Raw genomic sequence first — 14,085 nt, 5'->3', positions numbered from 1 at the left:
AGAGGTTGCGTCGGCCAACCGACAGGACAGCCCAGTCATACCTATCCGAAAGAGCGGTCGACCCTGGAAAGAGGGCTGCCCGGCCGCCAGTGCCGGGAACGAAACGCTACGCGTTACCCGGCACTATGGCAGGGCATTTTGGAAACGCTTAACCTGATACAATGTCCGAAGCTGGATCGAGGGGAAGAAGCGCTGCCTTAAAGCCTTTGGGGACCGCGTCGCCGCAAGAGACCCCGACCGACTGCGGTAGCCCCCTGAAAGGGGTCCAACAACTGGGATAGATGTGTCCCAAAATTTTGAGGATCAGTGCTGCAGCGCTTTTAGCGGCGTTTGTTATATCTAATTGGCTCGTCGCGCGACTTCCGCCCCCGAATGCCTGGGGTTATCCCCTTATCGACAAAATCTTCGCAGAACCAATTAGCATCATACCCGCAATTTCCCAACATCCATTCTGCCGCTGGCAAGCGCCCCATCAAAGCCCTGGCCCCGGTGTAGTCACTGACTTGACCGGCTGTGTGAAGAACCGTATCGGACGCCCGATACTGCCGGTGACGGCTTGAAGCTTCGTGTTCATCCCGCCTTTCGTCCGCCCGATCAGCCTGCCACGCCCCCCTTTTTTCAACCGCAGGCTGGAGACCGTGCGATGAGCCCTGAGGTAGGTCGCATCGATCATAATCGTCTTCCGTTCCGTGCCCTCGGCCGCCAACCCTAATCAATGGGTATGAAGCCTAGCCTTGGAAGGAAGAGGAATGGTTGTGGCGACAAATGGGATGGCGGCGATAGACAGCCCCACGCGAGGGTGGTCATGCGCACCAATCAGCATTCATCGACGTTTTCACGAGGCCGCGATCAAAGTGTGCCCGCCCAACATCGCGCCCATCCGCGCCGTACAGGACGCCCGGCATCCGGCCATAGCCGCCCGATCCCGGCCCGCCGATGACGCAGAGCGTCCCCGTCATGGCCCGCGCTGCGCCGGTTTTCTGATCTCCAAGCTTGGCCTCTGATCGGTTTTGCGGCCGCCATGTTTCCAGTGTGTCGTATGGCGCGTTCCCCTCGCGCGTCAGGCGCACGTTTGGCCCATCCAGGCGTACGGTATCTCCGTCGATCAGCATCGCAGCGGAGACGACGACGCATGACCTCGGAGTTTTCCTTTAGGCAATGCGAACGCGGTCAGATTGCTCTGTTTGGTTCAGGAGACCACCGTCTATCCTGTCTGAGAGCAGGCGCTTACGTCAAACCTAAGCATCGAGCTCTCTGCGAGGAGCCTAGTAAGATGCATACCAATACGCATAACATTTTGCTACTGCGGCCGTCATAAAAATGCAAGAAAATCAAGACATTAGACGTTTGCCGCATGGCAAAATGGCGGAGACGAAGGGATTCGAACCCTCGAGACCCTTCCGGGCCTACTCCCTTAGCAGGGGAGCGCCTTCGACCACTCGGCCACATCTCCGCTGACCCGTATAACTGTGCAACCCACGGATCCACAAGGCGAATTTTCGTCATCTGCCGATCAAGAGATTGGGGGCTACAAGCCCTTGAAATGGCACCGAAAGGCACCGGTTGCAGGCATGATCCGCACGTTGTCCCCTGGAAAGCTCCTCGGGCGAAGCGGGATGATTTGTGCGCTTGTCCGAAGATTCGGCGGCTTCGACGTCCCGCCGGCTGCCTCCCTATGGTGAACCCGCCTTCTACGGCCGCACCGGGTTCGAGCCGGCCCCGGGGGCAGGTCCTCCCGCTCCGAAGCCTCACCGGCAGCCGCTGGGCTGGCCCCTCCAATCCCTCCTGATCGATGCCACCGCGGCCCGTGCGCGGACCGAGGCATGGCGTCGCCGCCGTCGACGTCCGGGCGCTCCGGTGGAGCCATGATCCCCGAATACTCAGCCGTCCTGCCGGGCGTCATCACGCGTCCGTCTGCCTCGACAATACCTGACTGTTTTGCATTGAACTGGCGTTGCCCCCTCTGTAAGCGCGTCCCGAACAGCGTTTCGATAGCCGGAGTCAGATCATGAAATGCGGAATTCTCCTGGGCGCCAGCAGCCTCGCCATGGGGCTCGCGGGCTCGGCGGCGCTGGCGGACCCCACGTCCTACCCTCTCGAGATCGAGAATTGCGGCCGGACCGTGACCTTCGAGGAAGCGCCGCAGAACGCCGTGGCGCTCGGACAGAACAGCGCCGAGATCATGCTCCTGCTCGGGCTCGAGAACCGGATGGCGGCAACGGCGTTCTGGCCGAACGACGTCCTGCCCGAAGTCAGGGAGGCCTACGACGAGGTGGACCTCCTGACCGTGGAATTCCCGGCGCTGGAGGCGATCCTCTCGGCCGAGCCCGACTTCGTCGCGGCGATGCTGATCACCCTGCTCGGCCCCGACAGCCGGGTCGCCAAGCATGAGGATTTCGACGCCCTCGGAATTCCCAGCTACCTGTCCCCCAGCGCCTGCTCCACAACGCGCGATAACGGCGACGCCTACGGGTCCCGCGACGCTCTTTGGAGCATGGACGAGCTCTACACGGAGATCGAGGATCTCTCCCGCATCTTCGACGTGGCGGATCGCGGCGACGCCCTGATCGAGGACTTCAAGGCGCGTGAAGCGGACTTGCGGGCACGGTTCGACGACCGGGACGACCTCACGTTTCTCTTCTGGTTCTCCAGCCCCTCGCCGGAGGACGACGCCTATCTCGGCGGCGGCAACGGCCCCTCGGGCTACATCGCCGATCTCCTGGGCGGCTCGAACGCCATCGACACCGTGGCGGACTGGCCGACACTGGGCTGGGAAGGCATCATGGCCGCCGATCCGACCGTCATGGTCGCGACCCAGGTGGACCGCGAGCGCTGGAGCCTCGACGAGGCCGAGAACAAGATCGCGTTCCTCGAATCCGATCCCGTCGTCAGCCAGATGGGCGCGGTCCAGGCCGGCCGCATCGTGGTCATGAGCGGAGCGGCGATGAACCCCAGCATTCGCACGCTCTACGGCGCCGAAGAGGTCGCGGAGCAGCTCGAGGCGCTAGACCTGGCGCAATGACGAAGGAGATGACCGGACGCGGCGCGCTTGGCCTCGTGCTGCTGACAGGTGTGTCAGCCATCTGCCTCGTGGCCGCCATCGCCGCGGCGACCGCGATCGGGGATTACCGGATCGGCCTCCCGACCGTCTTCCTCGCGGTCACGAACGGTCTCGGGCTCACCGGGGCCGAGCTGTCACCCATCGAGCAGAGCGTCGTCTGGGATCTGCGACTGAGCCGCGCCCTCGTCGCCGCTCTCGCTGGCGCCGGACTTTCCCTCTGCGGCGCCATCCTGCAGGCGCTGCTCCGGAACCCGCTCGCGGAGCCCTTCGTCCTCGGCGTCTCGGCAGGCGCCTCCACGGGGGCGGTCGCCGTCATCATCCTGGGGATCGGGGCCGGAAGCCTTTCGCTGTCGCTGGGCGCCTTCGCCGGCGCCTTCGCGGCGTTCGGGCTCGTCGCGCTTCTGTCGAACGGCGCGACGAGCGGTCCGAACCACACCATCCTTGCGGGCGTCGCCGCCTCGCAGCTCTTCAACGCGCTGACCTCCTACATCGTCACCACCTCAGGCAACGCGCAGCAGGCCCGCGACGTGATGTTCTGGCTGCTCGGCAGCTTCGGTGGCGTGCGCTGGCCGGACTTCCACCTTCTGCTCGCCGTCGTCCTGATCGGCCTCGCGATCTGCATGGTCATGGCGCGGGCGCTCGACGCCTTCACCTTCGGCGACGAGGACGCCGCGGCGCTCGGGGTGCCGGTCGGTCGCTGCCGCCTCGTCCTCTTCGCCGTGACGGCCATGGTGACGGCAACGATCGTCAGCATGGTCGGCGCCATCGGGTTCGTCGGCCTCGTCGTGCCCCACGCCGCGCGGTACGTCGTCGGACCGATGCACATGCGGCTCCTGCCCGCCTGCGTCATGGTCGGCGCGGTCTTCATGGTGGCCGCCGATATCGTCTCGCGGATGATCGTGTCGCAGCAGACGATCCCCATCGGCGTCGTGACCGCGCTCGTGGGCGTGCCGTTCTTCGCGATCATCCTCTACCGGGCGAGGCCTGCCGCATGAGCGTCGTCGCAGAGCACCTGAGCTGGGGCGTCGGTCGCAAGACGATCGTCTCCGACGTGTCGATCTCTGCCGCGCCCGGCGAGACGGTGGGACTCGTCGGGCCCAACGGTTCCGGCAAGTCGTCCCTCCTTCGCCTTCTGGCGGGGCTGAAGCGCCCGCTAGACGGCAGCGTAACGATCTGCGGCAGGAATATCGCGCAGGTCTCCCGCCGCAGCCTGTCGCGGCAGGTCGCTTTTGTGCAGCAAAGCGCGGTCACGGAGACCAGCGTCAGCGTCCTCGATGTCGTTCGGCTGGGGCGGACGCCTCATCGCTCGGCCCTCGCCGGCTGGTCGGCCGAGGACGAGACCGCTGTCGCCGGGGCGCTGCGACGGGTGAACGTGCTCGGCTATGCCGCGCAATCGTGGCAGACGCTGTCCGGCGGTGAGCGCCAGAGGGTGCATATCGCCCGCGCACTCGCGCAGACGCCGCAGGTCATGTTCCTCGACGAGCCGACGAACCACCTCGATATCCATCACCAAATCGAGATCCTGCGCATGGTCCGCGACCTCGACCTCACGAGCGTCGTCGCGCTGCACGACCTGAATCTTGCCGCGATGTTCTGCGACAAGATCGTGGTGCTGCAATCGGGGTCGGTCTTCGCCTCGGGGACGCCGGAGAATGTGCTGACCGAGACACTTCTGAAAAGCGTGTTCAAGGTCACGGCAGACGTCACCGGATCCGCGGCCGGCGCCGACATGCATATCCGGTTCAGGCCGTAGATCGCCCCTCGCCCGCGACAGACGAAGCCTCCCCCAAGAGGACCCCGCGAGGGAGGTTTTTCCAGGCGACCGCATGGAGCGGGCGAGGCTCGACCCACCCGCTCCCCTGGCCGCACACGGCCTTAGCGGATCACGTGAACGCAGGTTCCTGCATGACGCACGACGCGGGCGGCGGTGGAGCCGAGGAAGAAATCCTGCAGGCCCGGACGGTGCGAGCGGATGACGATCAGGTCGTAGGCATTGTCCCTGGCCATCTGCACGATGGTCGACGGCGCGTGGCCGGAGACCACGAGACGGGTCACGTCGGGCGCGTCTTTCAGCACCTCTTCGAGGGACGCGGCGATATCCGCGCGGGTCTGGTCGATCAGCCCGGCCGGCACGTCGGCGGACATGTAGAGCGGCACCTGCTCCACCACCGAGACCGCGGTGATCTTCGCGCCTTCGCCGGCAAGTTCGCGGGCGACGGCGAGGGATTCGTGCGCAACGTCGCCCTGGTCGGGCGCGACGGGAATGAGAATGTTCTGGTACATCAGCGTTACCTCCTGGCCCGGACCATGCCGGACCGGGCCGGAGGACGCCTTGATCTGGATCAGGCCGGCGCGAAAAGCGTCAGCGCCTGATCGCGGCCACGATGGCGAGGATCACGGCCGCGCCGATGGCCCCGATGACAAGCAGCAGGATCAGGCCCAGCGCGCCCAGCGCGATGATACCGAGGGCGGTGAGGATGAACGGCACCGCAACGGCGCCGACGACGCCCGCGATCAGGTAGAAGATGCGGTTCCGGCCGCCCGCGATCATTGACGCGATGTAGCCCGCGATCAGGCCGACGATGACGAGAAAGATGAGACCGACCGCACCGAGCGCGTCGAAGAAGGTTTCCATGGCTGAACGTTCACTCCGTTGTGGGTGGCCCGGCGCGGGGCGGAGGCGCCGGGCATCGAGGCGGAGCTTACGCGGCCGGCGGGGTGGGGGCGAGTCCCCTTCCTTGCAGGAGCGCCTCCGGTCCCGGCAGGCGGCCCCGGAACGCAAGGTAGAGCTCGTCCGGCTCCTGCCGTCCACCGGCGGAGAGGACCATCTCCTCCAGCCGCGCCGCGACCCCCGCATCGAAGGGATCCCCCGCCTCGGCGAAGGCCGCGAAGGCGTCCGCATCCATCACCTCGGACCACATGTAGCTGTAGTAGCTGCTGGCGTAGCCGCCGGCGAAGACATGGGCGAAATGCGGCGCGGCGTGCCGCATCGCGATGGCCCTCGGCATACCCAGCTCCTCCAGGACTTCGGCCTGGCGTTGCATCGGATCCGCGGGCGGCCGTCCCTGGTGAAAGTCGAGATCGACGAGGGCGGAGGCGATGTATTCCACGGTCTGGAAACCCGTATCGAAGGTCGCGGCCGCGAGCACCCTGTCCAGGAGCGCCTGCGGCATCGCGTCCCCCGTCTCGGCATGGAGGGCGTGCTTGGTCAGCACCTCGGGCACTTCCAGCCAGTGCTCGTAGAGCTGGCTCGGCAACTCGACGAAATCTCGCGGCACGGAGGTGCCGGACATCGACGCGTAGCGCACGTCGCTCAGGAGTTGGTGCAGGGCGTGACCGAATTCGTGGAAGAGCGTACGCGCGTCGTCGAAGGACAAAAGCGCGGGCTTGCCCTTCGAGGGCTTGGCGAAGTTGCAGACGTTGAGCACGTGGGGCCGGATCTCACCGGACAACGTCTCCTGATCGCGCAGGGTGGTGCACCACGCTCCGGAGCGCTTGCCGGGCCGGGCAAAGTAATCGCCGATCAGGACGCCCATGTGCCGCCCGTCACGCGTGACCTCCCACGCGAACGCATCGGGAGTGTGAAGCGGAACGTCGATCTCGCGGAATTCCAGCCCGAAGAGGCGATTGGCGCAATCGAAGGCCGCCTCGGTCATGCGGGCAAGCTGGAAATACGGCTTCACCTCCTCTTCGTCGAGATCGTGCTCGGACCGGCGGAGCTTCTCGGAATAGTAGCGCCAATCCCACGGCTCCAGCGGTCCCGTCTCTCCGTCGGCGTGGAGGAGCTTCTCCAGCCGCTCGGCATCGGCGTCCGCCGCCGCCCTGGCCGGCGTCCAGACCTCCATCAGAAGGCCGCGCACGGCGTCCGGCGTCTTCGCCATCTCGGTTTCGAGCTGCCATGACGCGTAATCGTCGTACCCCAGAAGCTGCGCGCGCTCGTGGCGCAGGGCCAGCGTCTCGGCGACGATGGCGCGGTTGTCGGTCTCGCCGCCGCCGGCGCCCCGGCCCGTCCACGCCTCCCAGGCCCGGCGACGCAGCGCGCGGTCCGGGCAGGATTGCAGGAACGGCACGAGGACGGAGCGGGACAGCGTCACCGCCGGCCCCTCCTCTCCGCCGGCCTCACGCACGGCATCGGCGAGGAAGGCGGGCAGCCCCTCGACCTGCGCCTCGCTCAGCGGCATGCGCCAGTCCCGCTCGTCGGCGAGGAGGTTCTGCCCGAACGCGGTCGAGAGTTCGGACATCCGTTGCCCGATCGCCCGCATCCGCTCCCGCGCCTCCCCCTCGAGCGCGGCGCCGGCGCGCACGAAGGATCGCCGGGTGAGGTAGAGAAGTCGGGCCTCCTGATCGTCTAGGCCCAAATCGCTCCTCGCCTGCCAGACCGCCTCGATCCGCTGGAAGAGCGCGGGGTTCTGGACGATGTCGGTGCGGTAGGAGGCGAGCTTCGGCCCGAACTCCCGCTGCAGCGCCTGCCGCGTGTCGTTCGAGTCCACCGAGGCGAGGAAATAGAAGACCGAGAGCACGTCATGGAGCGATTTGCCCTGCCGCTCGAGCGCCTCGATGGTGTTGGCGAAATCGGGGGCCTCCGGGTTGGTCGCGATCCGCTCGATCTCCGAGCGCGCCTCTTCCAGCGCCTCCTCGAAGGCGGGGGCGAACTGGTCGTCCGCGATGGCGGGAAAGTCGGGAAGCGTAAACGGCGTGTTTCGCGGGGCGAGCAGCGGATTGGTCATGGGGCAATCTCCTTTGTACCAGAGCTAGGGAGAGCGGAGCCCCGGTGCAATCGGCGGCGCGCGACCTTCCTGGCCCGCCACCGCTCCCGATCCGCATGTCGGGCAATCGGCGCGCCGCTTGAGGCCGATCTTGCGCGTCTCGCCCCAGAGCGCATCGTAGATCAGCATCTCGCCACGGAGCGGGGCGCCGATCTGTCCGACGAGCTTGACCGCCTCGACCGCCATCATCGAGCCGACAACGCCCGGCAGGGGGCCTGCGACACCGGCCTCGGCGCAAGACGGCGCGAGTCCCGGCGCCGGCGCCTCGGGGAACACGCACCGGTAGCAAGGGCCGCCCCGCGCGGGATCGAAGACGGAGACCTGCCCCTCCCACTGGCTGAGCGCGCCGGAGATCAGCGGCCGTCCGGCCGCGACGGCGGCGCTGTTGGCAAGGTAGCGGGTCTCGAAATTGTCGGTGCCGTCGAGGACGATATCGTACTCGGCGACCAGCTCACCCGCGATGCTCTCCTCGAAGCGGCGATGATACGCACGGACCTCGATGAACGGGTTGAGAGCCAGCATCGCATCCCGTGCGGAATGCGCCTTGGACCGACCGATGCCCGCGTCCCTGTGGATGACCTGACGCTGGAGGTTCGTCCCCTCGACCGCGTCGCCGTCGATCACCCCGATGGTCCCGACCCCCGCCCCTGCGAGATAGAGAAGCGCCGGCGAACCGAGCCCGCCCGCGCCGATCACCAGGACCTTCGCCTCCTTGAGCGCGCGCTGCCCCGGCCCGCCGATCTCCCGAAGCGTGATATGGCGGGCATATCGGGACAGCTCGGCGTCGGAGAAGGGAGCGGACGCCGCGGGCGCGTCGTCTGCCCTCGGCGCCACGCGCCTCTTCAATGCCGCGAGGAGCCGCGTATACCCCCAGATGGCCAGCCCGGCGCCGCCGAGGAAGAGCCAGAAGGCCGGCTCGCCCCCTGTCGCGGCCCTCAGCGGATTGCCGTCAGGCAGGGCGACCTGTGCGACGAGGACCGTGCCGTAGAGCAGCGCCAAGAGCAGCCAGCGCGTGCCTTTCGGCAGGCCCGCCCGGCCGCCAATGACCCAGATCGCGGCGGCGAGGGCGAAAACGACGAGCATCAGCCCTGCCCGGTCGAACCGAAGCCGCCCTGCCCCCGGCTCGTCTCGCCGAGGGTGTCCGTCACCTCGAAAGTCGCCTGCACCACCGGCGCGATGACGATCTGCGCGATGCGGGCTCCGTGCTCGACGGTGAAGGGCGCGTCGCCGAGATTGATCAACGGCACGAGGATCGGTCCGCGATAATCGCTGTCCACCGTGCCGGGCGTGTTCGGCAGGGTCACGCCGTGCTTCGTGGAGAGGCCGGAGCGGGGTCGCACCTGCATCTCGTAGCCCTCCGGAATCTCCGCCCTCAGCCCGGTTGGCACGAGGATGCGCCCCATCGGCGGCAGGACGAGGCCCGCAGACCGATCCTCGGGCGCGAGATTGGCGCGGATGTCGGCGCCCGCAGAACCCGGCGTGGCATAGGCGGGCAGGGGAATGTCGGGATCGGCGTCACCCTCCCGCACGAGTTTCACGGAGACGGTCATGATGTGCCCTCCAGAGCTTCGGCGAGCCGTTCGGCGAGCCGCCGGGCCACCGCGTCCTTGCTCATGCGGGGCCATGGCTCGGCGCCGCTGCCGGTGATCAGGGTCACTTCGTTGTCGCTCCCCCCCATCGCACCGCCGGCCTCGGAAACGTCGTTCGCCACGATCCAGTCACACCCCTTGCGCGTGCGCTTTGCGGTCGCATGCTCGACCACCGTCTCCGTTTCCGCCGCGAAGCCGACGACGAGAGGCGGACGCTCCGCGTGTTGCGATAGGCGGGCGAGAATGTCCGGGTTCTCGACGAAGTCGAGCGCCGGCGCGCCCTGTCCTGCCGTCTTCTTCATCTTGCCCGTCGCCGGTGCCCTGACGCGCCAGTCCGCCACCGCCGCGGCCATGACGGCGGCATCCGCCGGCAGCGCTGCCATGACCGCCGCTTCCATCTCCAGCGCCGTGCGCACCCGCACCACCTCGACGCCCGGCGGCGGCGCGACGTCCGCGGGCCCCGTCACGAAGGTCACCCGTGCGCCGGCCTCGGCAAGCGCCTTTCCCACCGCGACGCCCTGCGCGCCGGAGGAGCGGTTGGCGATGTAGCGCACCGGATCGATCGGCTCGTGCGTCGGCCCGGAGGTGACGATCACGTGCCGTCCCTTCAGCGAGGCGGCTCCGGAAGGTGTCGCGTCCAGCGCCGCCTCGACGGCTTCGACGATCCGCGGCACCTCGGACAAGCGTCCCTCGCCGAACTCGCCGCAGGCCATCGGCCCCTCGTCCGGCCCGACGAAGAGGATCCCGTCCGCCTCGAGCTGCGCCCGGTTGCGGCGCGTCGCGGGATGATCCCACATCCGCACGTTCATCGCCGGTGCGAAGAGCACTTGTGTATCTGTCGCCAGAAGGAGCGTCGTGGCCAGGTCGTCCGCGTGCCCTCCTGCCATCTTCGCCATCAGGTTCGCCGTTCCGGGCGCGACCAGAATGAGATCGGCCGAACGCGACAGCTCGATATGCCCCATCTCCGCCTCGTTCGTCAGATCGAAGAGGTCGCGATACACCGCCTCGGCGGCCAGCGCGGAAACGGACAGCGGCGTCACGAACTCCTCCGCCGCGGATGTGAGGACGGGGACCACGCGGGCCCCGCGATCCCTCAATCGCCGGATCAGGTCGAGCGCCTTGAAGGCCGCGATGCCGCCGCCGATGATCAGAAGGATCCGCTTGCCCTCGAGCATGTCCGCCTCCGGGGATTGAACGGGGCCATCCTGCCCCAGCGCCGCGGAAAGTAGGCTCCCCCGCGCCCGCGAGCAAGGAGGGCCACGATGCCAGGCAGAGGGCGGCTCGCCTGCGCCGCCTGTGGGACGCTTGCCGGAGCTGTGTCCCGGCTCGCGGCCTCTTGGTGCCGGCTGGCATGGCGTCTGGCGGGTACGATGCAGGAATACCGCTTTTTTGCGCGGTTTCGGATGCATAGTCTTGTCTGAAAGTCAGATGTTCCGCTTCGGCGGCCCGGAGGAGACGCGCAATGTCGGCACCATCGCACAAGGGGACACGGTTCAACTGGGCCGACCCGTTCCTGCTCGACGATCAGATCTCCGACGAAGAGCGCATGATCTCGGACACCGCGCACCAGTTCGCGCAGGACCGTCTGCTCTCCCGCGTGGAAGAGGCCTACCTCCACGAACACACCGACCCCGAGATCTTCCGCGAGATGGGCGCGACCGGTCTGCTCGGCGTGACCGTGCCGGAGGAGTATGGCGGCGTGGGCGCATCCTACGTGTCCTACGGGCTGGTGGCGCGCGCCGTCGAACGCGTCGACAGTGGCTACCGCTCGATGATGTCGGTGCAAAGCTCGCTGGTGATGTTCCCGATCCACGCCTACGGCTCGGAAGACCAAAAACGGAAGTACCTGCCCAAGCTCGCGACCGGCGAATATATCGGCTGTTTCGGCCTGACCGAGCCCGACGCGGGCTCCGATCCTGGAGGGATGAAGACCCGCGCGATCAAGACCGAGGGCGGCTATGTGCTGAGCGGCTCGAAGATGTGGATCTCCAACAGCCCCATCGCCGACGTCTTCGTCGTCTGGGCCAAGTCCGAGGCGCATGACGGCAAGGTCCGCGGGTTCATCCTCGAGAAGGGAATGAAAGGGCTGAGCGCGCCCACGATCGGCGGCAAACTCAGCCTGCGCGCCTCGATCACCGGCGAAATCGTCATGGACAACGTCGAGGTCGGCGAGGACGCGATCCTCCCCGATGTTCAGGGGATGGGCGGCCCGTTCGGATGCCTCAACCGCGCGCGCTACGGCATCTCCTGGGGCGTGATGGGCGCGGCCGAGGACTGCCTGCATCGCTCGCGCCAGTACGGGCTCGACCGCAAGCAGTTCAACCGTCCCCTCGCCGCCACTCAGCTCTACCAGAAGAAGCTCGCCGACATGGAAACCGAGATCGCCCTTGGCCTTCAGGCCTCTCTGCGGGTCGGGCGCCTGCTCGACGAGGGCCGGTTCGCGCCCGAGATGATCTCGCTCATCAAGCGCAACAATTGCGGCAAGGCGCTCGACATCGCGCGCAACGCCCGGGACATGCATGGCGGCAACGGTATCCAGATCGGGTATCACGTGATGCGCCACGCCCAGAACCTCGAGACGGTCAACACCTACGAGGGCACCCATGACGTGCACGCCCTGATCCTCGGGCGCGCGATCACCGATCTTCCGGCCTTCGTCTGAGCCATGGCCGGCGGCGCGCCCCTCAAGGGCCTCAAGGTCATCGAGCTCGCCCGCATCCTGGCCGGCCCGTGGATCGGTCAGACGCTGGCCGATCTCGGCGCCGAGGTTATCAAGGTCGAGGCGCCCGAAGGGGACGATACGCGCCGCTGGGGGCCGCCCTTCGTCGAGCGCCCCCTGCCCGGCGGCGGCACGGTCCGGGTCGCGGCCTATTTCCACGCCGCCAATCGCGGCAAGCGGTCGGTGACTTGCGACTTCGCGAACCCGGACGATCTGGCCCGCCTGCGCGATCTGATCGCCGAGGCAGATGTCCTGATCGAGAACTTCAAGGTCGGTGGCCTCGCGAAGTTCGGGCTGGACTACGACAGCCTGTCCGAGCTCAATCCACGTCTCGTCTATGCCTCCGTGACCGGCTTCGGTCAGGACGGTCCGCGCGCCGGGCAACCAGGGTACGACTTCCTGATCCAGGGCATGTGCGGCATCATGGACCTGACGGGCGAACCGGACGGCGAGCCGCAGAAGGTCGGTGTCGCATGGATCGACATCCTGACCGGCCTTTACGGTGTGATCGGGATCCAGGCCGCATTGGCCGACCGGGACCGCTCGGGGCTTGGCCAGCATGTGGACCTGTCCTTGCTGGATTGCGGCGTGGGCGTCCTTGCCAACCAGGCCACGAATTTCCTCCTCGGCGGCCTTCTCCCGAAACGGCTCGGAAACGCCCACCCGAACATCGTGCCCTACCAGGTGTTTCCCTCCTCCGACGGGCACCTGATCATCGCTTGCGGCAACGACCGTCAATTCGCCGCGCTCTGCCGCGTGCTGGAGCTGGGCGGGCTGAGTGACGATCCGGCCTATGCCACCAACCCTCTCAGGGTCGAACATCGCGAGGCGCTGTGCAGGGCGCTGACCGAGGCCACGGCGAGACGTTCGAAGCTGGATCTCATCGCGGCGCTGGAGCAGGCAGGCGTGCCGGCCGGGCCTATCAACACGGTGGCCGAAGCCCTGGGCGAGACCCAGATCGAAGCGCGTGGCATGCGCATCGCGCCCGAAGGTATTGAGGGGCTGCGCACGCCGATCCGCTTCTCGCGCAGCGAAATGACGCTCGACCGCGCCGCCCCGCTTCTCGGCATGAACGATGCCACGTTCGGAGAGGTCGAATAACGATCCGAACGAGTTCGGTCATCGGCGCCGGTCGTTAGGGCTCACCCGGCACCCAGCGAGCGTCTGCGCCCCGCGCGACCATGGAACACCCCCCCCGTGCCGACCCGCTTACATCGCCAAAATGAGACGGGGCTGGAACGGTTCGCCGCCCTGCGCGATGGTACCCCAGCGCCGCCCCGGCGCCTTGGGAGCATCAGATGATCACGCTACACCATTCCCCCGGCAGTTGCTCCACCGGCATCCGCTTCCTGCTCGAGGAGGCCGGACTTCAGTACAAGACGTCGGCGGTGAACCTGAAGGACAAGGAGCAACAGGAGCCGGCCTATCTGGCCCGCAATCCCAAGGGGAAGGTTCCGGCTCTCGACATCGGTGGCAACACGGTGCTGACCGAGTTCCAGGCCATCGCCTACTGGATCGCCCATCAATCGCCGGAAACGCCGCTCTGGCCGGCCGATTTCGAGACGCAGCTCCGCACGCTCGCCCGGCTCGATTACATCGTCGGAACGCTGCACATGCGCGCCTTCACTTTCGCGCGCGTGCCCCAGTTGTTCGTCAGGGACGAAACGGCGCGCGAAGGTCTGCGAACCTACGGCCTCGATCAGGTGGCAAAGTCGCTCGGCATCCTCTCCGCCGAGGTCGGCGGCTCCGAATTCACCGCCGGCCCCCTGACCATCGCCGATGGCGCCGCGTTCTACACACTGAACTGGGCTGCCGAGATGGGCATCGCCCTGCCGCCGAACCTCGCCTCGCTGCGCTCACGCCTGAACGCCCGCCCCGCCGGACAGACGGTGGTGACCGAGATCACCGGGCCGAAGGGGGCCTGACGCAACCGGCGCGCGCGCCTGACGA

At 67.2% G+C, this 14,085-nt stretch carries 13 protein-coding genes, 1 tRNA gene and 2 pseudogenes; 7 read left to right on the top strand and 9 right to left on the bottom strand.

Annotated elements, in window-relative coordinates; genetic code table 11:
* Nucleotides 1-28 precede the first annotated feature (28 nt).
* Nucleotides 29-241 (top strand): annotated as a pseudogene (locus RM543_RS04840) (IS5/IS1182 family transposase); the annotation flags it as partial.
* A gap of 82 nt (nt 242-323) precedes the next feature.
* Here RM543_RS04840 and RM543_RS04835 read toward each other — a convergent pair.
* The 3 genes and pseudogenes from RM543_RS04835 to RM543_RS04825 all read right to left on the bottom strand — a co-directional run.
* A pseudogene (locus tag RM543_RS04835) lies at nt 324-709 on the bottom strand (transposase); the annotation flags it as partial.
* Nucleotides 710-803: 94 nt separating this feature from the next.
* Nucleotides 804-1,112, bottom strand: coding sequence for a hypothetical protein (locus tag RM543_RS04830; RefSeq protein ID WP_311689748.1), 309 nt, complete (start codon nt 1,110-1,112; stop codon nt 804-806).
* A gap of 251 nt (nt 1,113-1,363) precedes the next feature.
* Nucleotides 1,364-1,453: transfer RNA gene (locus tag RM543_RS04825), tRNA-Ser, on the bottom strand.
* 555 nt (nt 1,454-2,008) lie between these two features.
* Here RM543_RS04825 and RM543_RS04820 point away from each other — a divergent pair.
* Genes RM543_RS04820 through RM543_RS04810 form a run of 3 tightly spaced genes read left to right on the top strand, consistent with a single transcriptional unit; the run spans nt 2,009 to nt 4,814 of the window.
* Nucleotides 2,009-3,022, top strand: a complete 1,014-nt coding sequence (locus tag RM543_RS04820) for an ABC transporter substrate-binding protein (RefSeq protein ID WP_311689747.1) — start codon at nt 2,009-2,011, stop codon at nt 3,020-3,022.
* The gene (locus RM543_RS04815) at nt 3,019-4,056 is read left to right on the top strand and encodes a FecCD family ABC transporter permease (protein ID WP_311689746.1); all 1,038 of its coding nucleotides are present in this window, start codon (nt 3,019-3,021) and stop codon (nt 4,054-4,056) included. The genes RM543_RS04820 and RM543_RS04815 overlap by 4 nt, the downstream gene beginning before the upstream one ends.
* The gene (locus RM543_RS04810; protein ID WP_311689745.1) at nt 4,053-4,814 is read left to right on the top strand and encodes an ABC transporter ATP-binding protein; all 762 of its coding nucleotides are present in this window, start codon (nt 4,053-4,055) and stop codon (nt 4,812-4,814) included. Before RM543_RS04815 ends, RM543_RS04810 begins: the two co-directional genes overlap by 4 nt.
* Before the next feature lie 122 nt (nt 4,815-4,936).
* On the opposite strand, the gene RM543_RS04805 is transcribed toward RM543_RS04810, so the two are convergent.
* The 6 genes from RM543_RS04805 to coaBC all read right to left on the bottom strand — a co-directional run bounded on the left by RM543_RS04805 (nt 4,937) and on the right by coaBC (nt 10,591).
* The gene (locus RM543_RS04805) at nt 4,937-5,344 is read right to left on the bottom strand and encodes a universal stress protein (RefSeq protein WP_311689744.1); all 408 of its coding nucleotides are present in this window, start codon (nt 5,342-5,344) and stop codon (nt 4,937-4,939) included.
* Between the two features lie 79 nt (nt 5,345-5,423).
* Nucleotides 5,424-5,696 carry a GlsB/YeaQ/YmgE family stress response membrane protein gene (locus RM543_RS04800; protein ID WP_311689743.1) on the bottom strand — a complete coding sequence of 91 codons (273 nt, stop codon included), beginning with the start codon at nt 5,694-5,696 and terminating at the stop codon, nt 5,424-5,426.
* A gap of 67 nt (nt 5,697-5,763) precedes the next feature.
* A complete protein-coding gene (locus RM543_RS04795) occupies nt 5,764-7,788 on the bottom strand; it encodes a M3 family metallopeptidase (RefSeq protein WP_311689742.1) in 2,025 nt (674 codons plus the stop codon).
* A gap of 24 nt (nt 7,789-7,812) precedes the next feature.
* Entirely contained in the window at nt 7,813-8,910 is a 1,098-nt protein-coding gene (locus RM543_RS04790; RefSeq protein ID WP_311689741.1) for a HesA/MoeB/ThiF family protein, read from the bottom strand.
* Nucleotides 8,910-9,377 (bottom strand): dUTP diphosphatase, encoded by a 468-nt coding sequence (dut, locus tag RM543_RS04785; RefSeq protein WP_311689740.1) that lies wholly within the window; start codon nt 9,375-9,377, stop codon nt 8,910-8,912. Before dut ends, RM543_RS04790 begins: the two co-directional genes overlap by 1 nt.
* A complete protein-coding gene (gene coaBC / locus RM543_RS04780; protein WP_311689739.1) occupies nt 9,374-10,591 on the bottom strand; it encodes a bifunctional phosphopantothenoylcysteine decarboxylase/phosphopantothenate--cysteine ligase CoaBC in 1,218 nt (405 codons plus the stop codon). Before coaBC ends, dut begins: the two co-directional genes overlap by 4 nt.
* 287 nt (nt 10,592-10,878) lie before the next feature.
* On the opposite strand from coaBC, the gene RM543_RS04775 reads away from it, so the two are divergent.
* From RM543_RS04775 to RM543_RS04765, 3 genes are all read left to right on the top strand, one after another.
* Entirely contained in the window at nt 10,879-12,078 is a 1,200-nt protein-coding gene (locus tag RM543_RS04775) for an acyl-CoA dehydrogenase (protein ID WP_311689738.1), read from the top strand.
* A gap of 3 nt (nt 12,079-12,081) precedes the next feature.
* Nucleotides 12,082-13,236 carry a CaiB/BaiF CoA transferase family protein gene (locus tag RM543_RS04770; protein WP_311689737.1) on the top strand — a complete coding sequence of 385 codons (1,155 nt, stop codon included), beginning with the start codon at nt 12,082-12,084 and terminating at the stop codon, nt 13,234-13,236.
* Between the two features lie 197 nt (nt 13,237-13,433).
* On the top strand, nt 13,434-14,060 hold the full coding sequence (locus tag RM543_RS04765; protein ID WP_311689736.1) for a glutathione S-transferase family protein: 627 nt from the start codon (nt 13,434-13,436) through the stop codon (nt 14,058-14,060).
* Nucleotides 14,061-14,085: the final 25 nt, after the last annotated feature.

Origin of the sequence: Tropicimonas omnivorans, assembly GCF_031846565.1 — a bacterium.
GTDB lineage: Bacteria > Pseudomonadota > Alphaproteobacteria > Rhodobacterales > Rhodobacteraceae > Tropicimonas_B > Tropicimonas_B omnivorans.
This window is presented reverse-complemented; position numbering and strand designations above follow the sequence as displayed.

Bases quoted from the DNA above. Each gene is read 5' to 3' on its own strand.
- RM543_RS04830 (WP_311689748.1), bottom strand. From the start codon at position 1,112: ATGCTGATCGACGGAGATACCGTACGCCTGGATGGGCCAAACGTGCGC.
- RM543_RS04820 (WP_311689747.1), top strand. From the start codon at position 2,009: ATGAAATGCGGAATTCTCCTGGGCGCCAGCAGCCTCGCCATGGGGCTC.
- RM543_RS04815 (WP_311689746.1), top strand. From the start codon at position 3,019: ATGACGAAGGAGATGACCGGACGCGGCGCGCTTGGCCTCGTGCTGCTG.
- RM543_RS04810 (WP_311689745.1), top strand. From the start codon at position 4,053: ATGAGCGTCGTCGCAGAGCACCTGAGCTGGGGCGTCGGTCGCAAGACG.
- RM543_RS04805 (WP_311689744.1), bottom strand. From the start codon at position 5,344: ATGTACCAGAACATTCTCATTCCCGTCGCGCCCGACCAGGGCGACGTT.
- RM543_RS04800 (WP_311689743.1), bottom strand. From the start codon at position 5,696: ATGGAAACCTTCTTCGACGCGCTCGGTGCGGTCGGTCTCATCTTTCTC.
- RM543_RS04795 (WP_311689742.1), bottom strand. From the start codon at position 7,788: ATGACCAATCCGCTGCTCGCCCCGCGAAACACGCCGTTTACGCTTCCC.
- RM543_RS04790 (WP_311689741.1), bottom strand. From the start codon at position 8,910: ATGCTCGTCGTTTTCGCCCTCGCCGCCGCGATCTGGGTCATTGGCGGC.
- dut (WP_311689740.1), bottom strand. From the start codon at position 9,377: ATGACCGTCTCCGTGAAACTCGTGCGGGAGGGTGACGCCGATCCCGAC.
- coaBC (WP_311689739.1), bottom strand. From the start codon at position 10,591: ATGCTCGAGGGCAAGCGGATCCTTCTGATCATCGGCGGCGGCATCGCG.
- RM543_RS04775 (WP_311689738.1), top strand. From the start codon at position 10,879: ATGTCGGCACCATCGCACAAGGGGACACGGTTCAACTGGGCCGACCCG.
- RM543_RS04770 (WP_311689737.1), top strand. From the start codon at position 12,082: ATGGCCGGCGGCGCGCCCCTCAAGGGCCTCAAGGTCATCGAGCTCGCC.
- RM543_RS04765 (WP_311689736.1), top strand. From the start codon at position 13,434: ATGATCACGCTACACCATTCCCCCGGCAGTTGCTCCACCGGCATCCGC.